Origin of the sequence: Psychroserpens mesophilus (genome assembly GCF_000826645.1) — a bacterium.
Taxonomy (GTDB): domain Bacteria; phylum Bacteroidota; class Bacteroidia; order Flavobacteriales; family Flavobacteriaceae; genus Psychroserpens; species Psychroserpens mesophilus.
In genome coordinates this window covers 184288-210322 of sequence record NZ_JXJP01000020.1, presented here as the reverse complement: position 1 = coordinate 210322, position 26035 = coordinate 184288, and the positions used below count along the sequence as shown (strand labels likewise).

Genomic DNA, 26035 nt, shown 5'->3' with positions numbered 1-26035 from the left:
GATGTCACATCCTATTAACATACTGGAGCGTTACTGGAATCACACATCTTTCAGACCACTTCAAGAAGAGATTATCAATGCCGTTTTAGATAATGAAGACACTTTTGTGTTATTACCTACAGGTGGTGGAAAATCGATTTGCTTTCAAATTCCTGCCTTAATAAAAGAAGGGATATGTATTGTTGTATCGCCACTTGTAGCCTTAATGAAAGATCAAGTAAAGCATCTTAAAGATAAAGGAATTAAGGCTATGGCTATTACCAGTGGAATTAGTTATGCTGAACTAGACACTTTATTAGATAACTGCATTTACGGCAACTATAAATTTTTGTATCTATCACCTGAGCGATTGCAACAAGACATTGTACAGCATCGTATTCAACAAATGAACGTTAACCTTATCGCTGTTGATGAAGCACATTGCATCAGTCAATGGGGAAATGATTTCAGACCTGCTTACAAAAACATTACTGTTTTAAGAGAATTGCATCCTACTGTTAATGTGATTGCGTTAACAGCAACTGCAAAACCTAAAGTTATTCAAGAAATAATAGCTGAATTAGATTTTATCACACCCAAAAAATTCAAAGCGTCTTTTAGCAGACCTAACATTGCTTACAATGTCGTTTATAGCGAAGACAAACTTTACAATTTAGAGCGATTTTTAAACATCCATAAAGGTGCTTCAATTATATATGTAAGAAGCCGAAAGCTGTCTGTAGAAATACACGAACATTTAAACAAACTCGGATACAGTTCTACATTTTTTCATGGTGGCATTCCAACAAAAGATAAACAGGAACGACTCAATCAGTGGATGAACAATCAAAAGGAAATCATGGTGGCCACAACTGCGTTTGGTATGGGAATTGATAAACCAGATGTAAAAACTATATTTCATATTAATTTACCCGAAAGTCTCGAAAGTTACTATCAGGAAGCAGGTCGAGCTGGAAGAAATAATGAGGATGCTTATGCTTTTTTATTGACGAATACCTCTGATGAAGAACGACTCAAACGTCAGTTTCTAAACACATTACCTTCCATAGAGTTCATCAAGCAAGTATACAGAAAGCTATGTAATTATTTTCAAATATCTTATGGCGAAGGGGAGTTTTCATCACATCAGTTTAACTTTAATACCTTTTGTAAAACCTATGATTTTAAAACAACGCAAACCTTCAATACCCTTCAAATTTTAGACAGAAACAGTATAATTAAACTCTCGCAACAGTTTAATTATACAACAACCTTACAATTTATAATTAGTAGTAATTCATTATTTGCATATTTAGATCGACACAAGCACGTTGAACTTATTGTAAAATCTATTTTAAGAACCTATGGAGGCATTTTCGAACATGCACTCGCCATTAATTTGTCGCTAATTGCTACTAAAACCGCTACCTCAGAAAAACAAATTATAGCTGTATTGCAACATTTAGATAAAGATGATATCGTAGATTTTAAATATAGTAATACAGATTCTGAAGTCGTTTTTCTTCAACCGAGAGAAGATGATAAAACCATCAACAGGATTGTGACCATTGTAGAACAACAGCAGGAATTAAAAAGGCTTCAGGTCAATGCTGTATTAAAATATGTTGAAAATAATTCGGTTTGTAAACAAGTACAATTACTACATTATTTTGGAGAAGACTCAACAAAAAATTGTGGCAAATGTTCGGTGTGTTTATCACATTCGGAAGTTATAGAAGTTCCAGATGTTAAGACCATTCAAGAACAGATTATTTCAATATTAGCTACAAAAAACATGAATTCACGGCAACTTGTAGAAGAATTATCATTTAAAGATACAGACATATTTGACGCCCTAAAATTATTATTAGAACACCAAATTATTGAAACAACACCATCAAATTCCTATAAAATAAAATCACGATGAATACAGACACCTTAAGAATAGTATTTATGGGCACACCAGATTTTGCGGTTGCCACTTTAAAAGCTTTGGTTGATGCTAATTATAATATCGTTGGCGTAATTACTGCTCCAGATAAACCCGCTGGACGAGGTAGAAAACTTAATGAATCGGCTGTTAAAACCTATGCACAATCTGAAGGCTTAAACATTCTACAACCGACCAATTTGAAAGCTGAATCATTTTTAGAAGAGTTAAAAGCATTAGAAGCTAACTTACAAATTATTGTTGCGTTTAGAATGTTACCAGAAGTGGTTTGGAATATGCCTAAATATGGAACTTTTAATCTTCATGCCTCACTTTTACCTAACTATAGAGGTGCTGCTCCAATACATTGGGCCATCATAAATGGAGAAACTAAAACTGGTGTCACGACTTTTTTTATAGATGAAAAAATTGACACAGGTGCCATGATTCTTCAGGATGAAGTTGCCATAGAAGATGATGAAACTGTAGGAACACTTCATGACAAATTGATGAATATTGGTAGTAAACTCGTATTAAAAACAGTAAAACTGATTGAGAAAGGCGATGTTAAAACCACAATTCAACCGAAAACAGACGATTTAAAAACAGCCTACAAACTACATAAAGACAATTGTAAAATAGATTGGAATTTACCCTTAGAAGACATCTATAATAAAATAAGAGGTTTAAATCCGTTTCCTTCGGCTTGGTCCTACCTAAATAATGGTGATGATACATTGAGCGTAAAGATTTTTAAGATTGAAAAAGAATCAGAAAAGCATGATTTAGACAATGGAATGCTAGTGAGTAATAATGTTGAACTCAAAGTTGCTGTAACTGACGGGTTTATAAATATTAAAGAAATTCAGCTTCCTGGTAAACGAAAAATGGATGCAAAATCATTATTAAATGGATATCAATTTAAAGAAAATGCAAAACTGCTCTAAACCCTTATTATCATTGATATTATAAAAAATCCGATAAAATGCACATCCTTTATTAACAAATGCGCTAAGTTATCAACAAATAACTGTATTTGCCTTGCTATTACTTGCGTAGATGGATTTTACATATAAATTTGTAAGAGGATTTAACAAAATGTTTAACCCAACTATTTTATTAATAATTAAAAATTTAATTTTATGAACAAAACAGATTTAATCAATGGAATGGCAGAAAATGCTGGAATTACAAAAGCAGCTGCTAAGAAAGCATTAGATTCATTATTAATCGACATCGAAGGAGCTTTACAAAAAGGAAAAAGAGTTTCTTTAGTAGGATTCGGTTCTTGGTCAGTTTCTAGAAGATCTGCAAGAGAAGGAAGAAACCCTCAAACTGGTAAGACTATACAAATCAAAGCTAAAAACGTAGTAAAGTTTAAAGCTGGTTCTGATTTAAGCAACGCTGTAAACTAAGCATCACTTAAAATAAGATTTAAGAGCCCACTTTTAAAAAAGTGGGCTTTTTTTGTTTAGAATAAGGCCAGCTTAATAATCAAAATACACTATCAGCAAAAGAGTTTAGTTATAAATTTATTGGTTTTTAAAAAAATAAGTTTTAGATTTAGTACATAAAGCATTAGCCATGATTACCATAAAGCCCAAAAAAGGTGATTTATTGATTGCAGAACCATCGATCATTGGTGATTTATCTTTTAATAGATCCGTTATCCTTCTTGCTGACTACAACAGTAATGGTTCTATTGGTTTTATTCTAAACAAACCCTTAGAATATTCACTTCAAGATTTAATACCTGAAATCCAAGCTGATTTTAAAGTATTCAATGGTGGACCTGTTGAGCAAGACAATTTATACTTTATTCATCAAGTTCCCGATTTGATACCAGGTAGTATCGAAATATCGCTCGGAATTTTTTGGGGAGGAGACTTTGAAGTGGTTCTTCAATTGATTAAGGATAATAAGTTATCAAGCTCTGATATACGCTTCTTTCTGGGGTATTCAGGATGGGACTCTCAACAATTAGACAACGAATTGTTATCAAATTCCTGGATCGTTACTAAAAACATCTATAAAGAAGAACTAATGGATAAATGCTGTGACTCATTCTGGAAAGAAAAAATGCTGGAGTTAGGTGGCAATTATCAATTATGGTCTAATGCTCCCGAAAATCCGAGTTACAACTAAGACATTCTTAATTTAATATTTAGTCGTCGTATTATATCTTCAGAAATTGTTGTCGCAAATTCTTTTTTACGATATTTCTGTATGGGTTGAATACCTGTAATCACATTGCTTATAAATAATTCATCTGCTTTTTGAAGTTCAAATGGAGAAATGGATGCTTTCTCAATCACATAATCTCCAGAATTTACTATGACTTCTATTAATTGTTTTCTCATAATGCCTTTTAAACAACCATCTTCTAATGGAGGTGTTTTAATGGTCTCACCTGAAACAACGAATAGATTTCCATTTAAAGCTTCTACAACATTCTTATTGGTATTCAAAAGCAAACAGTTATCCCATCCATTTTCTTCCGCATAGATACTACCTAAAACATTAATCGCTTTATTATTTGTTTTAAGTGTTGACAATAATCCTGGAGCAACAAAAAAATCTTTGTATAAATCGACAGTATATGTTTCTTGTTTTGAAACGGAATAAAAATCGGAAGTTAAAGCTTCAACCGAAATATTATAGCTAATATTTTTTTGCTTCGGAAGGTATTTACCTCCATCTCCTCTATCGACATTTAATCGCACTCGTGCTGATGATTTTAGAAGTGAATTAGCGACGATTGTTTTTAAAATTTCAGACTCTAAAAATTCCATCGTAAAATTCATAGGAATTTCCATACGCATGATTCGCATGGAGGCCATAAGTCTGAAATAGTGATCTTCCCAAAACAGGAGCTTCCCATGTACAGCTTTTATGGTTTCAAATACAGCATCACCATATTTGTAACCTCTGTTTTCACTTGTGATAAAATTTGAAGAATCTAATAATTCACCGTTGAGATTTGTCATAAAAAAAGTCTCGATTAAACATCGAGACAAATATAAAACTTATATGAGTTAGAAGCTTAAGCTGAACCTAAAACTTGCTTTAAATCTGAGATTTGATTATCCCATAGCATTTTAGCTTCCTCAATTTCGTCTTCTTCAGTAAAATCGGTGACAATAATTGAAACATCTTTGGTGATTTCATCAACCTGAATTCTGATTTCAAAATAATAATTATCACCTTCTTCTTCATCTGCCATCCATCTAAACTTAATACGTTCGCCACTTTTTTTACTCAAAAGTTTGGCTCTTTCTTCAGAATCATCCCAAATAAATGTAAATAATTCACCTCTTGAGTTTACATTGTCTGCAAACCACTCAGATAAGCCTGAAGGTGTAGATATATATTGATATAAAAGCTGAGGAGAAGCATGTATAGGAAACTCCATTTCGAACTTGACTTTATCTTCCATTTGTATTTTTATTATGAGGCTCAATATATACAATTAATTGTGGAGTTTAAAACTAATCACTAAAAAAATATTTTAAGCATTTAATGTTTGTTGCCATAGAATTTGTTTTTATATTTGCAGCCGAAATTATGGCGAGGTAGCTCAGTTGGTTAGAGCGTTGGATTCATAACCCAGAGGTCACGAGTTCAAATCTCGTTCTCGCTACATCAAGAAAAGTCTTGTACTAATGTACAAGACTTTTTTATTTTAAACTATTCATATAATTGAACAATTACGTATCGTTTTGTCTTCTGGAAAAGTTACATTTCTGTAAAGGGCTTCTTTCTTTCTCTTAAAATTTAAATTATAAAATTCGAATAACCAATTACTACTTAGATTGAAAAATACAAGGAAATGCTTTATGCCTTCTAACCTTAATACAGTTTTGTTAAGTAATCCACTACTTACAAAAGTAAAGTAGTTTCATAAAATATAATGTATTTCATCGGTTTTTTTTGCATTTTATAGATATTTATTGAAATAAATAATATATTAGCGCCAAATAATAAATCCAAATTTACCTAAACCTAAACCTAATGCGCAAAATTACATTCTTACATGTACTGTTACTACTTATGTTTATAAGTGTACATGCTCAAACTACCGATTTACAAAAAGCACAAAGCTATATCGAAAGCAGAGGCGAAGTTTGCTTTGTATTTACTGCTAACAGTGAACAACAAGTACAAGAAATAGCACAATTTCTATCAATTGGTCACAATGTAAACCATGAAACCTTAGAGGTTGAAGCTTTTGCAAATGCTGAAACATTTCAACAATTTTTAACTTACGGACTGCCGTTTGAAGTCAATTCAAGTGAAAATGAATTTATACCTATTTTAAATTCTACTGAAGATACGCAAGCTTGGGATGTAGATTGGAACGCTTATCCTACTTACACTCAATATGTAGCTAAAATGAATTATTTTGCTACAACTTATCCAAACCTTTGTTCGCTTGAATCTATAGGAACCACGAATAATGGAAGAGAATTATTAATGCTAAAAATATCTGATAACGTTTCTACTAATGAGGCTGAACCAGAATTTATGTACACCTCATCAATGCATGGTGATGAATTAGCTGGTTTTCCTTTGATGATAAGACTTGCAGAGTATCTCTTAACAAATTATGGCTCAGATGCAGAAGTAAATGGCATTGTAAATAATACAGTTATTTACATCAATCCATTAGCAAATCCTGATGGAACTTACAGAAATGCCGGAAACAACACCATTACAAATCCGATAAGAGCAAATGCTAACGGACAAGATTTAAATAGAAATTATGCCGATAATGTTGCTGGTCTTCACGATAGTGGTATTTACGAAGTTGAAACACTAGCATTTATGAAATTTGAAGAAGCCCATAATATTGTGTTATCTGCAAATTTTCATGGAGGTACAGAATTAGTTAATTATCCTTATGACAATACTTACGATCAGCATGCAGATCATGATTGGTTCGAATATATTTCAGTTGAGTATGCTACACATGCTCAAAACAACAGTCCATCTGGCTATATGATGGTTGATGAAGATTCAGACGTATATCCAAGTCCAGGTGTGACACATGGTGCAGAATGGTATCGTGTGTATGGAGGTCGCCAAGACTATATGAATTTTTATAGAGGCGGAAGAGAAGTCGTTGTAGAGTTATCTGATACAAAATGGATTCAAGGCAATGCTATTAATAATCACTGGACCTATAATAGACAAGCATTACTAGATTATATGAAACAAGTAAATTATGGTTTACAAGGTATAGTTTCTGATGAATCTGGAAATCCCGTAGTGGCGAAAATATCAATTGCTGGCCACGATGCTTTAAATTCTCATGTGTTTTCAAACGAAGATTTAGGAGATTATTATAGATTACTTAAAGGTGGTAGTTATAATGTAACTTATGAAGCACCTGGTTACGCAACACAAACCATTAATGTGACCATTACTGATAACACTCAAACCATTCAGAATGTAACTATGGTTGCTACTACTGCACAACCTTTAAGTAATGATGTAACCATTAATACCAATGAAAGTACTGTTTTAACGGCAACGGGTTCTGGAATAATTAACTGGTACCAAAACATCGATGATGAGTCTCCTATTGCTACTGGCAACAGTTATAACACGCCTAACTTAACTACAACGACATCATATTTTATTGAAGATGTCATCACAAAAAGTAATGTTGGTTCAACAAATCACTCTTCAAATGGTGGCTACTTTGCAGGTGGAGCCACAGATCGTTATTTAATTTTTGATTCAGCCGAATCAGTCATGTTAAAAGAAGTAACAATCAATGCTGGACAAGCTGGTGAAATGGAAGTACAATTACAGGACGCCTCTGGTAACATGTTAGATTCAAGACTTATTTTAGTTGAATCTTCAGGCTTACAACAAATTGAATTGAATTTTTTAATCCCTGTTGGGAATAATTTAAGGCTTGCAAGTGCTGAAATGTCTTCAGGATTTACCCTTTTTAGAAACAATACTAGTGCAGGAACAAGTTATCCTTATACGAATGGAGCAGTTACTATTAAAGGAAATAACATCAACAATTTAGATTATTACTACTTCTTTTATGATTGGAATCTTGAAGATATTAAGAGTGGAAGAAAAGAAGTCGTGGTTACAGTTGAAGATACTCTTAGTATTGAAGACAATAGCATAGAAGATATTAGAATTTTTCCAAATCCATTTAATAATTCTATTACCATAAAATTACCATACCAATCTGGTAACTCAAGTATAGACATCGAATTATACGATATTAGTGGTAGATCTATATTGAATATGTCACATGTAAAGTTGAACAATAGCCAATTCAAATTAGAAAACACACAACATATTTCGAAAGGCTCTTATTTCCTAAAAATCACTGAAAATGAATCAGGTAACTCTTCTATTAAACAGATCATAAAGGAATAAAAATCCGGTATAACAATTAAAAAAGCTGAAATTAATTTCAGCTTTTTTAATTTACTGATTATCAATATATTAAAATATTAACATGCATTTCGTCGAATATATTTGCATTTCATAGAGTACTGCATTATATTTGAACCGTAAATTTAATTAGTCCCAAACTAAAATTTAACCGCTTATGAAAATTTCTACACTTTCGCTAAGAAAGTATATCCTGTTATTAGGTATGCTTTTTTTATCAAGTTTGATGTTAGCTCAAACTGCCGATTTCAAAGTTCAACATTTGCAAGATGATATTGGGAACTCTGGAGGGACCAACACAGGTTTTACAGCTGTTAGTTCTTTGAGTAATGCTGTGGCTTTAGCAAACAGTAATAGAAAGTCTAACGCTGGACCAGACTCGTCAGGTGGCACACTTAATGCCGATGATTTAGCTGGTGCAAGAGCTCTGACGACTACAAACACATTACAATATTATAGAGAATCTGGATCTAATTCTGCCGATATGAGATTTAACACCTCAATCTGGGAATATGTAGGTCCTTCTGCTGGTGATAATGAAATGATCGTTAGAGGCAGATATGTAGTTACACTTAATGGAGGAACTAATAGTACAACAACGACTCTCAGTGGAATAACGAATGCTAATAAATGTATTCCTTTCATAACTGGTATAAGTACCAATGCTTCTTCTGCTGGAGCAGATTCTGGTACAGCAATAGCTTACTTAGAAAGTGCTACAAGTTTGAGAGTTCAAAAAGGAACCAATGCAAACAATGTAGTTGTATATGTTACTGTTGTTGAATTTACTGGTAGTAACTGGACAGTTTTACATGGTGACTCTGGAAATACGAGTGCAGATTCTGGGACTATTACTTTAACAAATGATTCTGATGGTACTGGAACTACAGCTAGTGTTACCGATTGGAATGAAGCCGTAATTTTCACACAACATAGAGCTGATAATAATCAAAATGGAACAAATGAAGCTATTGCCGATAACTGGCCTCTAGCTGAACCTGGTTCAAATGACCAGCGTGTTGACTGGACTTTTCATTCGGATCATGATTCAAATGGTAATAACAGACAATTCGTGCACGTTTTATCAAACCCAAATTTAAATGTCACAAGGTATCAAGATACTGGTAACTCGGCTGGAGAAACAGCAATTAACATATCATCTGCTGGATTATCTGATATAAACGAAGCCTTAATTATTGGTAGTTCTACTACTAGTGGAGGTGGTACGGCATATGCTAGAGGTTGGAGAAATTACTATTTAAATTCAATTTCTGAAGCAGCACATTGGTCACATAGAAGTGGTAATACAATGAATCATGAAATTCAAATTGTTGACTTATCTGGATTAACCTCAGGAACAGCAAGTTGCGCTTCTACTGTAAGTGTTTTTCCATATTCTGAAGGATTTGAATCAGGATTAGGCTTATGGTCCCAGGATGCAACTGATGACATGGACTGGTCTTTTGATACAGGTTTTACTCCTTCAAATTGGACTGGACCTTCTGTTGCTAATGAAGGAGTCGATTATTTATATACAGAAGCAACGGGAAACGCAAATAGTACCGCTATTTTAATAAGTCCATGTTTCAATTTAACCTCAGCATCTTCCGCTAATTTTACATTCTACTACCACATGTATGGGTTTTTTATGGGAGATTTATTTGTTGAAATAAGTAATGACAATGGTGGGTCTTGGTCTGCTCCAATTTGGTCGGAATCAGGTCAGGTTCAAACAAGTTATTATGACGCTTGGGAAGCCGTTAATATCAATTTGAATGCTTACGTCGGTCAAACGATCATGTTAAGGTTCCGAGGGGAAACTAGTGGTGACTATAGAAGTGACATGGCTATTGATGATATTGAGTTAACTGCTGTAACTGGACCACCAGTGCCTGAAATAGATATTACTGGTCTTGGTACTTCTATTTCTGATGGAGATATAACACCTAGTTTAGCTGATGATACTGATTTTGGTGATGTTGATACAGCTTCAGGAACAGACACAAACACATTTACAATTCAAAATACAGGAACAGCAACATTATCTGTAGGTGCCATTACCATTTCTGGTGCTCATGCAGGTGACTTTACTGTGACGTCTGGCCCTTCAGCATCTGTAGCGTCTTTAGGAAATACTGCATTTGATATCACATTTAATCCAAGTGCTAACGGACTTAGAACTGCGTCAGTAAGCATCGTAAATGGTGATAGTGACGAAAACCCTTATAACTTTAATATTAGAGGTAATGGAATCGCACCAAGTCCAGAAATGGATGTCATCGGTAATGCTGTTTCAATAGCAGATGGAGATACAACCCCAGATGTCGCAGATGATACCGATTTTGGTTCAGTAACTGTAGTTGGAGCTACTAATCCAAATACATTTACTATCGAAAATACTGGTACAGGTGTTTTAAATATCGGAAGTATTACCATCTCAGGTGCTAACGCTGGTGATTTTACAGTTACTAGTAGCCCAGCTGCAACGGTGTCTTCTGGAGGTACAACAACATTTCAAATTACTTTTGATCCAAGTGGTACAGGAACAAGAACAGCCTCTGTTAGTATTGTTAATGATGATAGTGACGAAAATCCATATAACTTCAATGTTGAAGGTACTGGTACTGCTGCAGGAGTTTGTTTTTCAACAGTATCTACCTACCCTTACTCTGAAAGTTTCGAATCTGGCTTTGGTCTTTGGACGCAAGGTATAAACATATTGGAAGATGACTTTAACTGGTCAAGAACAAGTGGAAGTACTCCTACTGCTTTTACAGGTCCTAATGAAGCTCAAGATGGTAATTCCTATATCTTTACGGAATCAAACGGTAACACCAATGATGATGCCATTCTTTTTAGCCCATGTTTTGATTTAACAAGCGCAACAAACCCAAGAATTACGTTCTTCTATCATATGTTTGGCAGTGGAATGGGAGATTTATCAGTCGAATTAAGTACTGATAATGGTTTAACTTATCCAAATATAGTTTTCACTAAATCAGGTGAAACTCAAAATAATATTAACTCATCATTTATTCCAGTAACTTTTGATTTAACGCCATATGTTGGACAAACAGTTAAAATTAGAATAAAAGGTGAAATTAATGGTAATGTTTATAGTGACATGGCTATAGATCATGTTACTGTAGAAGATAAACCCACACCTATAGTTGCTCCAGGTGGTGTTACAGCTGATTTAGCACTTTGGTTGAAAGCCGATGACGGATTAACTTATACTAGCGGACAAAATGTAACGTCGTGGATTGATCAAGGTCTAGGTAGTAATGCTCGAGTAGTTAACGCTAGTCAGGCACCTACGTATTTTGACAATGTGACTAAAAATATCAACTTTAATCCTGTCATAGAATTTGACAATACCTTTACATCATTTGGATTAGATTCTGATTATTCTCATGATAGTACCTCTACAGAGTTCCTATCAGGCGACTACGGTTTTTACACACAAGATGTCTTTATTGTATTAATACCAGATGACACTCCTATAAACAACTCTTTTGGATACATGGATGTATTTTGTAGTGATGCGCATTTAGATACAGCAGCAACAGACGCAACTGGTATTGGTTTTGGTGACTATACTGGTCGAGTTAGTGGTGAAATTATTTGTTACGCACATGACTCGTACACCCAAGGCCAAACACCTGCAGACGGTTATGCTGTTGCAGAAATTGGAACAGGCTCAAGTTATGACAACGTCGGAATTATAAATACTAGAAATAATAGTGCAGACACACAACAAGAATTATTTTATAACGCTAATAATATTGGAAATACACAAAATGATATCGCAGAATATCTAAATACGGATGATTCAAGATGGTGGATTGGCCGTTCGGAAGGCTGGGAAGCTACATTAAATGCTAGGGTTGCTGAAGTTATTACCTACTCATCAAGAAAAGATGACGTGAATTTAACTCAAGAACGCAATAGAATCCAATCGTATTTAGGAGTTAAATATGGAATAACATTAGGCGTTAATGGCACTTCTCAAGATTATGTTGATAGTGATGGTACAGTTATCTGGGATCAATCAGCCAACTCAGGATATAATTATGATATTGCCGGAATTGGTAGAGATGATGCTTCAGAACTTAATCAAAAACAATCAAGAAGTGTAAATAATGCTTCTGATGGAGGTGGTAGAACTGAAGGAGTTTTAACTTTTGGTCTTACAGAAATCTACGATACTAACAAGTTAAATCAATCATCAAACCCAACGTCTTTTAACGACAAAGAGTTCTTAATGTGGGGAAATAATGGAGCTGATTTAAATCTTGCTTCTTCTACAATTTCTGTCAATATGAGTGCTGGCATTACGCCTGCTTTAAATACAGATGTAAGTTTCACTGCTATGCAACGTGTTTGGAAAGTCGTTGAAAACGGAGGAGATATTCCTTCTGTTAGAGTAAGAATTCCTCAAAATGCTATAAGAAATATTAACCCTCCAGGTAGTTATTACATGTTCATATCAAGTACTGGTGTCTTTGACCCAACTGCTGATTATAGAGTAATGAAATCTGATGGCAATGGTAACCTTGAAACGGATTACGATTTTGATAATACAACGTATATCACGTTTGGATATGCACCACAGGTTATTGTTGAACGTTCAATTTATTTTGATGGAGCTGTTGACTACGTCGACATGGAAGACGCTTTAGATTTAGATCCTGCTGGTTTTACCATTTCAGCTTGGATTAAAAGAGACAATACAAATTGTTCGATCATTTCAAAACGAGATGCTGCATATACGCAAGGATATGATTTTAAAATAAGAAGTGACAGGCGATTAGAGTTGTCTTGGAAAAATGGTTCAACACAGACTGTTGTTAGTACCATTGAAATACCAGAAAATGAATGGCATCATGTAGCTGCTATCTACGATGGAACCTTTATAAAATTATTTATTGATGGCATTGGTGATAATTCTGAAAGTAGAACACCTCCTGTAGATACTAACGAATCTTTCTATATTGCTGCTGCTGGAAAAAGCACACCTGTAAACCATTTTGAAGGTAATATTGATGAAGTAAGAGTTTGGAATAGAGCCTTAACTCCTGAACAATTACGATTCATCATGAATCAGGAAATTGAAAGTGACGATACCTTTGTTACTGGTAGCGTACTACCTACTAACATATCTAAAAATGATGTTGAAACCATTCCTTGGTCTGAATTGGCAGGTTATTATCCAATGTCGGTTTATACTTATACCAACACAGAGGATGCCTCAGGTAAAGGTAATCAAGGTGCTTTAAGAAATTTAAATACTGTCGATAGACAAACTGCTCCTTTACCTTACGTTTCAACTCAAAATGGAAACTGGGACACACGAAGCACTTGGCAAAATGGAAATATTCAAACTATTCCAGGTACAACATCTATAGTTGATGTGAATCAAACTGTTGATTGGAATATAATTAGAACAAATCACAATGTAACGATTGACGATGATTCAGATTTACCTGCTGGTAATAATGGAAACAGAACCGTTCTTGGGTTAATGGTGGAAAGCAATGAGTTAGAGGTTAGTGGCATCACGAATACATCAACAAATACAGGTTACGGACTTACAGTATCTCATTATTTAGCACTCACTGGAACCATTGATCTTGAAGGTGAATCACAATTAATTCAAACTGAAAACAGCGACTTGGTTGTTGCTGGAACAGGACGATTAGAGCGTGATCAACAAGGTACGGCTGATACTTTTACATACAATTACTGGTCTTCTCCTGTAGGACGAATAGACGATCTAGAAACCAATGAGTTTAGATATAATCTAACCGATGTATTAACAAATGTTGGATTCCTGACAAGTGGATATGATGGTTCAGCATCTCCTTTACGTATCGCAGATTACTGGGTATGGAAGTTTGCAAATCTTGCCGATGGTGATTATTCAGCATGGCAACACACAAGAAGTACTGGTAATATTTTAGCTGGTGAAGGATTTACAATGAAGGGTCCAGGTTCTGGTTCATTAACTGATGATCAAAACTACATCTTTAGAGGTAAACCAAATAATGGTGATATTGAACTAAACTTGAATCCAGGTAACAACTACCTGGTTGGAAACCCTTATGCTTCAGCTATTGATGCTGTAGAATTTATTAATGACAACCTTGGCACTACAACAGGAACACTATATTTCTGGGAACATTGGGGCGGAGGAAATCATATCTTGGCAGATTACCAAGGTGGTTATGCCTTAATGAATTTATCTGGAGGAACGCCTTCAGTAACATTAGGTGTTCCAGTGGCTTATATTAGCAACACTGGTAGCGCAAGAAAAACACCTGGAAGATTTATTCCTGTAAGTCAAGGTTTCTTCGTAGTGGCAGATGCTGGTGGTCCAATTCTTTTTGAAAATGATCAACGTATATTTCGTAAAGAAGATGGTTCATTAAGTGGAAGTTCTGTCTTTATTAGAAATAGTGAAGCTGCTTCTAACGATTATCAAACTGAATCTACTGAAGGGGATCCAAGAATGAAATTTAGAATTGGTATTTATTCTGTAAATACTATACAACGTCAATTATTATTAACTATCGATCCAAATGCCACTACAGCTGTTGATCTTGGTTATGATGGGATTATGAATGAAACCCAAATGGATGACATGTATTGGATGATTGATGGTGAAAAATACATCATTCAAGGTAGTAATGATGTTGAAATTGATACAACGTATCCTTTAGGTATTACAACGGATTCTGATGGATTAAACACTATTAGCATCAATGCTCTGGAGAATGTACCTGATAGTATGGATATTTTCATTCACGATATCGAAAATAACATTTATCACAATTTAAGAGAAAGTGATTATGAAATTTATCTTCCTGCTGGTGAGCATTTAAACCGATTTGAAATGACCTTCAGAGAAGCAGATGATACCTTAAGTATTGATGATAATGAATTAAGCAGTATAACAGTGTACTATTCAAACGAAACCGAAAGTTTAGTGTTACTAAACCCTAATTATAATGAAGTGAAGTCTATCGAATTATTCAATATTGTTGGACAATCGATTCACACTATAAAAGATATTTCAGAACTGGACTATTCTGAATATGAAGTTAAGGATTTAAGTTCTGGAACTTATATTGTAAAAATAAATACTGTAAGCGGTTCAGTATCCAAGAAAGTTTTAGTAAAATAATAGACCCAAATCTACCTTAAACTTAACTTATGTAAAAAGCCTCAAAGAAATTTGAGGCTTTTACTTTTTTATGATATTTTAAAAACTGAGATAACCTATTGCAGGTACTTCAACATCGCATCAAAAGACAGTGACTCCTGATCGCCTGTTTTCATATTTTTTAAAGTGAAGGTATTGGCTTTCATTTCAGATTCACCTAAAAGTACAACATAAGGTATGTTACGCTTATTAGCATAATTGAATTGCTTGATGGTCTTTTTATGATCAGGAAATAATTCTGCACTTAGGCCATGTTCACGTAATCGCTTTATAGCTTTCATACTTGCCATAGCTTCAGCATCTCCAAAATTGATAAACAATACTTTTACAGTTGTACTGATGGTTTCAGGAAATAAATTCAAATCTTCAAGCACCAAAGCAATTCGATCTAGACCGAAACTTATGCCTACGCCACTCACATCTTTTAATCCAAAAATTCCTGTTAAATCATCGTAACGGCCTCCTCCTCCAATCGATCCCATGCTTACACCTTCAGGAGCTGATACTTCAAAAATGGCTCCAGTATAATAATTTAAGCCTCTAGCTAAGGTAACGTCTAACTGAAGTTTTGCTGTTTTTAAACCAAGCGTTTCAATTCCTTGATTTATAAACTCTAATTCTTCAATGCCCTTTTGTCCTTCTTCAGAACTATTAAGAATGGATTTCAACTCCTTAATTTGAGAACTAAAATCGCCTCGTAAGCTAAACAACGGTTGTAATTTATCAATACCAGCCTCTGGAATACCTTTCTCTAACATTTCAGCCTTCACCTTCTCCTCTCCTATTTTATCAAGTTTATCTAAAGCTACCGTAAAATCGATAAGCTTATCCTGAGCTCCAATAACTTCAGCAATTCCTGATAGAATTTTACGGTTATTGATTTTTATAGTAACACCATTCAAACCTAAAGCAGAAAATACAGCATCATACAATTGAACAAATTCAACTTCCTGCCAAAGCGAATTACTACCAACAACATCGGCATCACATTGATAAAACTCTCTAAATCGTCCTTTTTGAGGTCGATCTGCTCTCCAGACAGGTTGAATTTGATAGCGCTTAAAAGGAAAGTCAATTTCATTCTGGTGTTGCACCACGTATCTCGCAAACGGAACGGTAAGGTCATAACGAAGGGCTTTTTCAGAAATACTTGAGGTTATTTTTGTGGAATCTTTAGAACTATATAAGTTAGCATCTACCTTGCTCAAATAATCACCACTATTCAATATCTTAAAAATCAAGCGATCACCTTCCTCACCATATTTTCCCATCAAGGTGTCTGAATTTTCAAAACTTGGTGTTTCGATAGGCTGAAAACCAAAGATTTCAAATTGCGCCTTGATTGTATTAAAAATATAATTGCGTTTTGCGACTTCTTCAGGATTAAAATCTCTGGTACCTTTTGGTATGCTTGGTTTTTGTGCCATAATATTTCCCACGAAAGTGGAAATCTTTTTTAGTAAAACAATAATTATTAGTCAATCTTTAATATTGAGTTAAAGATTTATCGACTGCGCTTGAAATGACAAGCCTATGGGTATCAATTCAAATCTTCACAAAAATATTATAATTTTTAGAGGGAATCCTAAGTTATTTCAATTTTATAGTAACTTTATAAGTGTTTTGTAGTCTTACATTAAAACGCAACCACATATAATACACAATATGTTTTCATTAGTTAGAGAAAATATCCGAATTGCTTTTGATTCTATCAGAAGCCAATTACTACGTACGATTCTTACCGTCTTAATTATAGCCATTGGTATTACAGCCTTGGTTGGCATTTTGAGTGCTGTTTCCGCACTAGAATATACGATTTCAAGTGATTTTTCATCTATGGGAGCAAATACGTTTAATATTCAGCAATACGAATTTAACACGCAGCGCCAAAATGGTGAAAAGCAAAAAGTAAATCCGGTTATAAGTTATCGGGATGTTAAAGAATTTGAGGAAAACTATTCATTTCCATTTACCAAAACGTCGATATCCTTTGTAGGTACAACTTTAGCAGAAATCAAATATGATAATGTAAAAACAGATCCTGAAGTTCAGGTTTTAGGAATTAATGAAAATTATATTACCAATTCTGGCTTAGAAATCGATTTGGGTAGAGACTTAAATTATTTTGATGTTCAGAACAGTAATAATGTATGTGTAATTGGTAGTGATCTTAGAAAAGCGCTTCTTTCTAACGTCAATCCGATCAATAAAACCATTAGTATTAGAGGTGCAAAATTTAAGGTGGTTGGCGTTCTAAAAGAAAAAGGTGCAACATTTGGAAATAACCAGGATCTCAGAGTGCTTTTACCGCTTCAAAAAGCTCGTACGATTTTTACTAATCCTAACATAAATTACAGCTTGAGTGTTAAAACGGATAAAAAAGATATGCTTGCTGGTGCACAGGATGAAGCCATTTTATTGTTTAGAAATATTAGAAAATTAAATCCTGTTGAAGAAAACAATTTCGGATTAGAACGAAGTGATGACTTGATCAATCGCATTGCAACCATAACGGGAGTTTTAGAAACCATTGCATGGATTATTAGCATCATTACTATTTTTGGATCAACGATTGCCTTGCTTAATATGATGCTTGTTTCAGTAACTGAACGAACTCGTGAAATTGGTGTAAGAAAAGCATTAGGTGCGAAGCGAAGCACCATTGCGTTTCAGTTTTTTATTGAAACCATTATTATTGGTCAGTTAGGAGGCATTTTAGGAATAATTCTTGGTATTCTCCTTGGTTTTATATTTGCTGCCATTGTAGAATTCACATTTGTGATTCCATGGACAGCCATGATTGCAGCTACTATAATTACATTTGTTGTTGCTGTTATTTCTGGTTCATATCCAGCAAACAAAGCTGCAAGACTTGATCCTATTGAGTCCTTGCGTTATGAGTAAGTAAACAAGACAATAGACCGCTTCGCTTTTAGATAACAGATTTTAGACTGATTTTAGACTGATTTTGAATTACATGATATTCTAACTGCTTATCATATCAACAACAAACGACTTAACAACTTAGCTTATTTACTCACTAAATTCTCAAAATACTGATATAATTCACCTTTGGTGATATTCGCTCCTTCCTGAATGAGTTTAAACTTATCCTGATTTTTATGTTCTGAATAGTCTTTTTTCGCTGTGAAAAATTCAACATCATCAGACAATAAATTATTTCTAAACCAATCGTATCCTTCTTCCGTAGTAATGTCTATATCTGAAGCTTTTATTTTAAGTGCAATAAGTCTCATTTCTTTAGGCGTGCAATGGAATAAATGCATGTGCTGCGGAGAAATATGTTCTAAATAATCTACTTTAGACAAGACACCTTCCCAGATTAAATCGCTAAACACATCAAGTTCCTGCTCAGCAACTTCTGGTTTGTTAGTTTTGATTTCTGACCATTCTTCAGCAGTAATAGATTGTGTTGCTAAAAAATTGATGAATTCTTGATGCAATTCTTCAAATTGCTCTTTTGTAAGTCTTGAATATTTCATTTGATACAAGTATTCTGGCGGACAAATGGTTTCCGCAAACGGATTCTTAGCTTAAGTACAGAATCCTTTTAAAGTTTAAAATTGAAAAAGCCTCAACGTGATGTTGAGGCTTTTAATATATTACTATTAAGTATTAAGCTTCTGCTATAACTTCAAAAGTTAAATCTACCTGCACATCTCTATGTAGTCTGATTGCAGCTTCGTACTGACCTAAACGCTTAATGTTACCACCAACGATAGAAATGTATTTCTTTTCTACATCGTGACCTTCATTTTTAAGTGCATTCGCTAAATCCATATTGGTAATAGAACCAAATAATTTATCTCCTGCAGTTGCGCCTGTTCCAGCTTTAGAAGTTAATTTAATATCTAATAATTTAATTGCCTCAGCAGTTTTTTCAGCTTCTGCAATAATTGTTTTCTCTTTATAAGCTCTTTGCTTTAAAGTTTCTGCCAATACTTTTTTAGCAGAAGGCGTTGCCATTACAGCTTGACCTTGAGGAATTAGAAAATTTCTACCATAACCGTTCTTTACTGTTACAATATCGTCTTTAAATCCTAAATTTTCAACGTCTTGTTTTAATATAAGTTCCATAGTTATTGGTATTTTATTTTAATAAATCTGCTACGTAAGGCATTAATGCCAAGTGACGAGCTCTTTTTACAGCAACAGATACTTTTCTTTGGTATTTTAAAGAAGTTCCTGTTAAACGTCTTGGTAACAATTTACCTTGCTCATTTACAAAACCTAGTAACCAGTCTGCATCTTTGTAATCAACATACTTGATTCCAGATTTTTTGAAACGGCAATACTTTTTAGTTTTACTCGTATCAATATTTAATGGAGTAAGATATCTGATCTCTCCATCTTTTTTTCCTTTTGCTTGTTGTTCAATTGAAGACATAATTACGCTTTTTGTTTATCTCTGTTTCTTCTCTTTTCTGCCCAAGCAATCGCATGCTTGTCTAATTTTACTGTTAAGTAACGCATAAAACGCTCATCACGTCTAAACTCTACTTCTAATGGATTTATTACTTCTCCATCAACAGTGTACTCAAATAAGTGGTAGAATCCACTTTTTTTGTTTTGAATTGGGTACGCTAATTTTTTTAAGCCCCAATCTTCTTTGGCTATCATCTTCGCTCCTCTAGAAACAAGAAAATCTTCATATTTCTGTACTGTTTCCTTTATCTGGTCATCAGATAAAACGGGATTTAAGATGAAAACAGTTTCATAATGATTCATATAAATGTATTTTACAATTAAAAATGGGTGCAAAAATAACTATTTATTCTATATTTGACAACATTTTTGTATCTTAAATTCAAGTCAGATTATTTTCTTAAAATTTTGTTAAAAAACGCATTTGACCGATGTTTTTTGGTTTTTATCCGAATTTTTTGTACTATTGTCGATATCTTAACCTAAAATATAATAATGTTATGACTTTAAACTGTGTAGTAGTTGATGATTCTGCGATTCAACGATTATCGATTGTAAAGTTAATTGAGAATCATTCCTCACTTAACCTTATTGCAGAATACAGTAGTGCATTAGAGACCAAAAACGGACTCAATACTCACAAGGTAGATTTAATCTTCCTAGATATTGAAATGCCTGTTCTTAACGGTTTCGAACTGCTTGACGTACTCAACAACAAACCCCAAATTATTTTCGTTACAGGTAAAACTGAATACGCATTTAAAGCTTTTAATTATGATGCAACCGATTATCTACAAAAACCTATCACTAGGGAACGATTTAATACTTCTGTAGAAAAAGCGCTTGAACAACATAAACTAAAGCTTGATTTCAATGAAACTGACGGAGAACACATCTTCGTAAAAAGTAACCTGAAAAAACGAAAAGTGTACATTAAAGATATTAAATGGATTGAAGCTCTTGGTGATTATGTAAAATTAGTTACTGAAGAAAATAGCTTAGTCGTTTTATCTACAATGAAAGCATTTGAACACGAGTTACCGGAAGGTAAATTTTTAAGAATCCATAAATCCTATATCGTTAACCTTGACAAAGTTGATCGATTTAATAGCAAAAACGTTGAAGTTGGCGCCTATGAGATTCCGCTTAGTAGAAATAAGAAAACCCAACTTGTTGACGCTTTAAATAATATTTAAAAGGCATTTAAGATTATTTCGTTTGAAGATATAACGTTAACCTAACTTAATAATTATCGACATTTAAGATTACTCTTACTGCCCTAAAATCTTTTACACTTAAGAAGCTGTTATTTATTTTAATAATAGCTTCTTTCGTTTTTGATAGTGATTGTTTCTGTGGGATTTTAACCAGAATATGTTTTAAATACTGATTGCGAATTCTTGCTACTGGTGGAAATTCTGGTCCTAAAACATGTTTATCAAAGACCGTTCGTAATGATTTTGCATACCACTCTGCTCCTACATTTACTTTTTGATAATCCTTGTGCTTTAGGGTAATTTTTATCATTCTGTACACTGGAGGATATTTATAGGTATGTCTATCATCCATTTGCTCAGTAAACATTTGTTCATATTCATTTGTAGACACTTGCTGTAAAATGCGATGAAACGGATTATAGGTTTGAATCAGGACTTTACCTCGTTCTTTGGTTCGACCTGCTCTACCCGACACCTGAGCCATCAGTTGATAACTGCGCTCATGAGCTCTAAAATCTGGAAAATTCAGCATATTATCAGCATTCATAATACCTACTAACTTAACATTACGAAAATCTAAACCTTTAGTAAGCATTTGGGTTCCAACCAGAATATCAATTTCCTGCTGCTCTAAAGCTGTTATTATTTTTTCATAACCATATTTACCACGCGTCGTATCTAAATCCATTCGCGCTATATTATGATTTGGAAACAACAATTTGGCCTCCTGCTCTACCTGCTCTGTTCCAAAGCCTTTAGAATCCAGTTCAACACTATGACAAGCTTCACAGGTTTTATGCATAACGGAATGATAACCACAGTAATGACAGCGCAACTGATTTTTATATTGATGAAATGTTAAACTCACATCGCAATTAGGACATTGTGGTGAATGTCCACAGGTGTTACATTCAACAATTGGTGAGAAACCACGTCTGTTTTGAAACAAGATAATTTGATGACCTTCATTTAAGGTCTCTTGCATCTCTAAAATAAGTCGGTCACTAAAATGACCTGTCATACGTTTGCGCTTGTGCTTGTCTTTAATATCAATAAGTTCAATGTCCGGCATTAACACATTGTTATATCTGTGCTTGAGTTCTACTAAACCATATTTACCTTGTTGCGCATTAAAATAACTTTCAAGACTTGGCGTCGCAGAACCTAACAAAGTTTTAGCTTCAAACAAACTTGCTAATACAATAGCTGTATCTCTGGCGTGATATCGTGGTGCTGGATCAAATTGTTTATAAGACGATTCGTGCTCTTCATCAACAATGATTAATCCTAAGTTTTGAAAAGGCAATAACACCGAAGAACGTGCTCCTAAAATAATCTGTGCTTTCGGAGAGTTATTCAGGACATTATTCCAAACTTCAACACGTTCGTGAGATGAATATTTACTGTGAAATACAGCTACTTTTTCTCCGAAGTAATTCTGAAGCCGTTCCACCAGTTGTGTTGTTAAAGCAATTTCTGGAAGCAAATACAAGACTTGATTCCCCTTTGCTAACTGTGTTTCAATAAGCTTAACGTAAAGTTCTGTTTTTCCAGAAGATGTAACTCCGTAAAGAAGCGTAATATTTTGATCTTTAAATGATTGAATAACTTCACTTAAAGCTATTTCCTGATATTCATTTAATTGTTTTGACGCCTCATTGTCATCACCTTCATAGTGCACTCTATCAGCTTGAATGTGATATTCTTCTAAAACACCTTTATCAATTAAGGTTTTTATAATTGCAGAAGACGCATCACTTTCATCAATTAAATCGGAAACTTTTACAGGCTTTTTAGTTTGCGCAGAAACCGAAAACAAGGTCATAACCACATCTCGTTGCTTTGGCGCTCGACTTAAGGTATCCATCAATTCCTGAAGTGCTTTTTCAGACGTATGAGCAGTTGCTAATTTGACATATCTAACCAGCTTTGGTTTATATTTTTCATAAATCTCCTCCTGAACGTTAATGACATCTTTTTCTAAAAGTCGCTTAATGGTTGGAAGCACATTTTTTTTATCTAGAATAGCCATCAAATCCTGAATTTTAAGCGATGACTGATGATGTAAGGCTTCATAGACTATAAATTCATCATCTTTTAAATCTTCATCATTGATCTGAACTTCAGTATTTCTATAGACAACTGTTTCGCTTTCCAGAATAAAAGCATTTGGTAACGCTGCTCTCATGACTTCACCAACAGTACACATATAATAACTGGAGATCCATTGCCAATGCTTTAGTTGAATAGATGTTACCAAAGGAGTTTCATCAAGAATCTGATGGATTTCCTTAGCTTCGTAAATCTGAGGCGCTTCCTGGTGAATACGTTCAACAAGTCCAGTGTAAATTTTGCTCTTTCCGAAAGGTACAGACACACGCATTCCTGGTTTCAGAAATTCAGCTTCTGCTTGCGTTATAGCATAAGTAAAGCTCTTTTCTAAAGGAATTGGTAATATGACGTTGATGAAATGATTCACACATCAAAGGTAATGGGTTTGCATAAAAAAACCATCTACATTTGAGATGGTTTTCATTAAATTTTATACACTAGATTAGTCAATTACTGTATAACTTACATTACTAAATTCACCTTCAGTTACATTATACATGAGACTATCATCATCGTCATCTATTGCCAAGAATCTAAATTCTCCAGAAATTATTTGATTAGCTTTATCAATAAATGTTATTTTAATAAATTCATCTTCATCAGATACCGAACTACGACTGCTACTTGCGTCACCAAAAAAATAACCTCCTTCTACTGTAAATTGATTATTAGGACTCTGAACCTCTAAACCAGAAATAACTTCATTAAAATCAGTGCCACCTATCCCAATACTAATACTTCTGAAATTAAGAGATTCATCAGCGACTTGACCAACAATTATTAATCCAAATATAGTTTCATTTTCAATGAGTTGAGCATTAATTGTATTAAACAGACTTACTCCAGTTGCATTAAAACTAACACCATCAATAGTGGCTCTAACAAAAGTATCAGATGGATCTTGATTGTTATTGTTATTAGAATCATCATTGCCACTACAGTTTATTAATAAAACTGAAAGAATAAAGAGATAAGTGATTTTTTTCATTGGTTGTTTATTTTAAAAAAAAAATTAATAGCTTATTTGAAATTTTAATCTTGAGTAATGATTTGTAATAGACTAACTATTTCTCTTGCATTTTCAATAGTTGAAGCTTCTATACTGATTTTATTACCATAACTTTTTATTTCGCCATCTTCATAAGTTTTCACAATCTTTTCAAAATATTTGGTACTCATTTCTACAATTACATTTTTACCTGATGTTGTCATTTCAACACTTTTCGAGTTAATGTCTTTAATTCCGAATTCGAAAATCTGTTCTTCACTCTTCTTAGTATTCGAAAAAATCTTGGTAAATTTTATCGTTTTGGCTGAGTCATCAATAACCTCAATAGACTGATCGTAGTTATCTTCATTTATTTTTACAATCCCAATAGCCTCAGAAAGTTGATTTAAACATTGTGTTTCAGAAAGACCAGAATAATCTTTTACTGAAGACTTACAGCTCTCTATAACAGTTTGTATTGCTTCTCTGGCAATCATGGCTTCTTCTATAGAATTTACATATAGTTTAACACCATCTTTATAATTTTGTAATTCGCCATTTTCAACATGTTTAATGTACTTACATTTTTGGTTTGTATATAATTCAACAAAAAGTAAATCTTGCTGAGAATCGTATTCAATATTATCCTTATTTATGTCTATAAAATTAAATGTGTAAAGGTTTTCATCTTCAGCTTTACTTGTTTTAATTTTTTGAGTAAATCCTGTAACACAATCATTTTTAAAAACCTGTGATATTGCTTTGTCTTCTGTTGAAATACTGGTCATCACTTTATTTAAATAATCTATTGCACTTGATTTAGTTGAAGTATCTGGTTTATTCTTTAAAAAGGCTTCTTCAGCTAATGGAATAATCGCTTTAAGAACTTTATAAATATCCTTTCCGTTTTCAACACTTGAAGCATAAAACTCTAAGCTATTTGTGAAATTTCCTTGAATGTTATTTTCGAAGGTTTTTATACTTTTAATGCTCCTTCTGTTTTCAACTTCAATATAAAATTCGTCACTCCTAATTTTAAAATTGATGCTATTAGGATTGAGAACTGCAAAATTAAATTCGTAAGCCATAGATTCAGACTTGCTTTTAGCACTTTCAGTAGATTCTAATTTAGCATAACCATTTAGTTTATCATCATTTGATAACTTTTGAGCATATTGTTTTTTTAAATAATCAACTTCAGCAACATTTTCCATAAGCCACTGTAAGTGATCCTCATAGGTTGTAAGTGACAATTTATTTTTTTCAATAGCTATATTGATTGGAATTATTTTTTTTACAGCATCAACAATAGCACGACCATTATCAATATCTTTAGCATATAAATACAATTCATCAACATAACTCACCTTATCACCTCCATCCTCGCTCTTCTTTATCAGTTTTTGTTTCCCATTGATTAAAAGTTGTACTTGGATAAGGTCTTTTTTTGTTATGGTCCTTACGGTATTGACATCTACATCAGAAAAACTAAACTCATAATTAACTACTTCGGTATCACCTTTGTCGTCTATTTCAGTAATTGTAGCCACAGCATATCCAGACGATATGTCTTTTAGTTCCTGACTGTATTGCACTTTGGATGCTTCAACAGATTCAAGATTTGCAGCTATTTCGTTGATGCTTTCCTTAAAGTTTTGCGATGTTAACAAAACTGGACTTAAAAAAATAAAAGTTAGGAGTATCGTTTTATT

General features: G+C 33.7%; 18 protein-coding genes and 1 tRNA gene. 9 read left to right on the top strand and 10 right to left on the bottom strand.

Annotated features, from left to right (window positions below; translation table 11 throughout):
• Position 1 precedes the first annotated feature (1 nt).
• The 4 genes from TD18_RS13640 to TD18_RS13625 all read left to right on the top strand — a co-directional run bounded on the left by TD18_RS13640 (position 2) and on the right by TD18_RS13625 (position 4054).
• Complete coding sequence (locus tag TD18_RS13640; RefSeq protein WP_040253612.1) at positions 2-1906, top strand: RecQ family ATP-dependent DNA helicase; 1905 nt, start codon at positions 2-4, stop codon at positions 1904-1906.
• Positions 1903-2856 (top strand): methionyl-tRNA formyltransferase, encoded by a 954-nt coding sequence (gene fmt, locus TD18_RS13635; RefSeq protein ID WP_040253610.1) that lies wholly within the window; start codon positions 1903-1905, stop codon positions 2854-2856. Before TD18_RS13640 ends, fmt begins: the two co-directional genes overlap by 4 nt.
• 195 nt (positions 2857-3051) lie before the next feature.
• The gene (locus TD18_RS13630) at positions 3052-3324 is read left to right on the top strand and encodes an HU family DNA-binding protein (protein ID WP_040253608.1); all 273 of its coding nucleotides are present in this window, start codon (positions 3052-3054) and stop codon (positions 3322-3324) included.
• 169 nt (positions 3325-3493) lie between these two features.
• Complete coding sequence (locus TD18_RS13625) at positions 3494-4054, top strand: YqgE/AlgH family protein (RefSeq protein ID WP_040253605.1); 561 nt, start codon at positions 3494-3496, stop codon at positions 4052-4054.
• On the opposite strand, the gene TD18_RS13620 is transcribed toward TD18_RS13625, so the two are convergent.
• Complete coding sequence (locus TD18_RS13620; RefSeq protein ID WP_040253603.1) at positions 4051-4896, bottom strand: aminotransferase class IV; 846 nt, start codon at positions 4894-4896, stop codon at positions 4051-4053. The genes TD18_RS13625 and TD18_RS13620 overlap by 4 nt on opposite strands.
• A gap of 56 nt (positions 4897-4952) precedes the next feature.
• Positions 4953-5345, bottom strand: a complete 393-nt coding sequence (locus TD18_RS13615; protein ID WP_040253601.1) for an START-like domain-containing protein — start codon at positions 5343-5345, stop codon at positions 4953-4955.
• A 130-nt stretch (positions 5346-5475) separates the two neighbouring features.
• Here TD18_RS13615 and TD18_RS13610 point away from each other — a divergent pair.
• From TD18_RS13610 to TD18_RS16800, 3 genes are all read left to right on the top strand, one after another.
• Positions 5476-5549 (top strand) — tRNA-Met (locus TD18_RS13610).
• Between the two features lie 371 nt (positions 5550-5920).
• Positions 5921-8317 carry a M14 family zinc carboxypeptidase gene (locus TD18_RS16805; RefSeq protein WP_084205924.1) on the top strand — a complete coding sequence of 799 codons (2397 nt, stop codon included), beginning with the start codon at positions 5921-5923 and terminating at the stop codon, positions 8315-8317.
• 175 nt (positions 8318-8492) lie between these two features.
• The gene (locus tag TD18_RS16800) at positions 8493-15521 is read left to right on the top strand and encodes a choice-of-anchor D domain-containing protein (RefSeq protein WP_084205923.1); all 7029 of its coding nucleotides are present in this window, start codon (positions 8493-8495) and stop codon (positions 15519-15521) included.
• A gap of 95 nt (positions 15522-15616) precedes the next feature.
• Here the strand turns inward: TD18_RS16800 and hisS are convergent, their stop codons facing one another.
• Complete coding sequence (gene hisS / locus TD18_RS13595) at positions 15617-16987, bottom strand: histidine--tRNA ligase (protein ID WP_040253598.1); 1371 nt, start codon at positions 16985-16987, stop codon at positions 15617-15619.
• Positions 16988-17225: 238 nt separating this feature from the next.
• Between hisS and TD18_RS13590 the strand changes: the two genes are divergently transcribed.
• Positions 17226-18464: an ABC transporter permease gene (locus tag TD18_RS13590; RefSeq protein WP_040253596.1), complete on the top strand. Its 1239-nt coding sequence runs from the start codon at positions 17226-17228 to the stop codon at positions 18462-18464.
• Between the two features lie 125 nt (positions 18465-18589).
• On the opposite strand, the gene TD18_RS13585 is transcribed toward TD18_RS13590, so the two are convergent.
• The 4 genes from TD18_RS13585 to rpsF all read right to left on the bottom strand — a co-directional run bounded on the left by TD18_RS13585 (position 18590) and on the right by rpsF (position 20309).
• Positions 18590-19063 (bottom strand): DUF6495 family protein, encoded by a 474-nt coding sequence (locus tag TD18_RS13585; protein ID WP_040253594.1) that lies wholly within the window; start codon positions 19061-19063, stop codon positions 18590-18592.
• 133 nt (positions 19064-19196) lie between these two features.
• Entirely contained in the window at positions 19197-19658 is a 462-nt protein-coding gene (gene rplI, locus TD18_RS13580) for a 50S ribosomal protein L9 (protein ID WP_040253591.1), read from the bottom strand.
• 13 nt (positions 19659-19671) lie between these two features.
• Positions 19672-19968: a 30S ribosomal protein S18 gene (gene rpsR / locus TD18_RS13575; RefSeq protein ID WP_033961670.1), complete on the bottom strand. Its 297-nt coding sequence runs from the start codon at positions 19966-19968 to the stop codon at positions 19672-19674.
• 2 nt (positions 19969-19970) lie between these two features.
• Positions 19971-20309 (bottom strand): 30S ribosomal protein S6, encoded by a 339-nt coding sequence (gene rpsF, locus TD18_RS13570; RefSeq protein ID WP_040253588.1) that lies wholly within the window; start codon positions 20307-20309, stop codon positions 19971-19973.
• 197 nt (positions 20310-20506) lie between these two features.
• Between rpsF and TD18_RS13565 the strand changes: the two genes are divergently transcribed.
• On the top strand, positions 20507-21202 hold the full coding sequence (locus TD18_RS13565) for a LytR/AlgR family response regulator transcription factor (RefSeq protein WP_040254020.1): 696 nt from the start codon (positions 20507-20509) through the stop codon (positions 21200-21202).
• 46 nt (positions 21203-21248) lie between these two features.
• On the opposite strand, the gene priA is transcribed toward TD18_RS13565, so the two are convergent.
• From priA to TD18_RS13550, 3 genes are all read right to left on the bottom strand, one after another.
• Entirely contained in the window at positions 21249-23702 is a 2454-nt protein-coding gene (gene priA, locus TD18_RS13560) for a replication restart helicase PriA (protein WP_040253586.1), read from the bottom strand.
• Between the two features lie 75 nt (positions 23703-23777).
• On the bottom strand, positions 23778-24323 hold the full coding sequence (locus TD18_RS13555; protein WP_040253584.1) for a hypothetical protein: 546 nt from the start codon (positions 24321-24323) through the stop codon (positions 23778-23780).
• A gap of 44 nt (positions 24324-24367) precedes the next feature.
• Entirely contained in the window at positions 24368-25993 is a 1626-nt protein-coding gene (locus TD18_RS13550) for a hypothetical protein (RefSeq protein WP_152611384.1), read from the bottom strand.
• Positions 25994-26035: the final 42 nt, after the last annotated feature.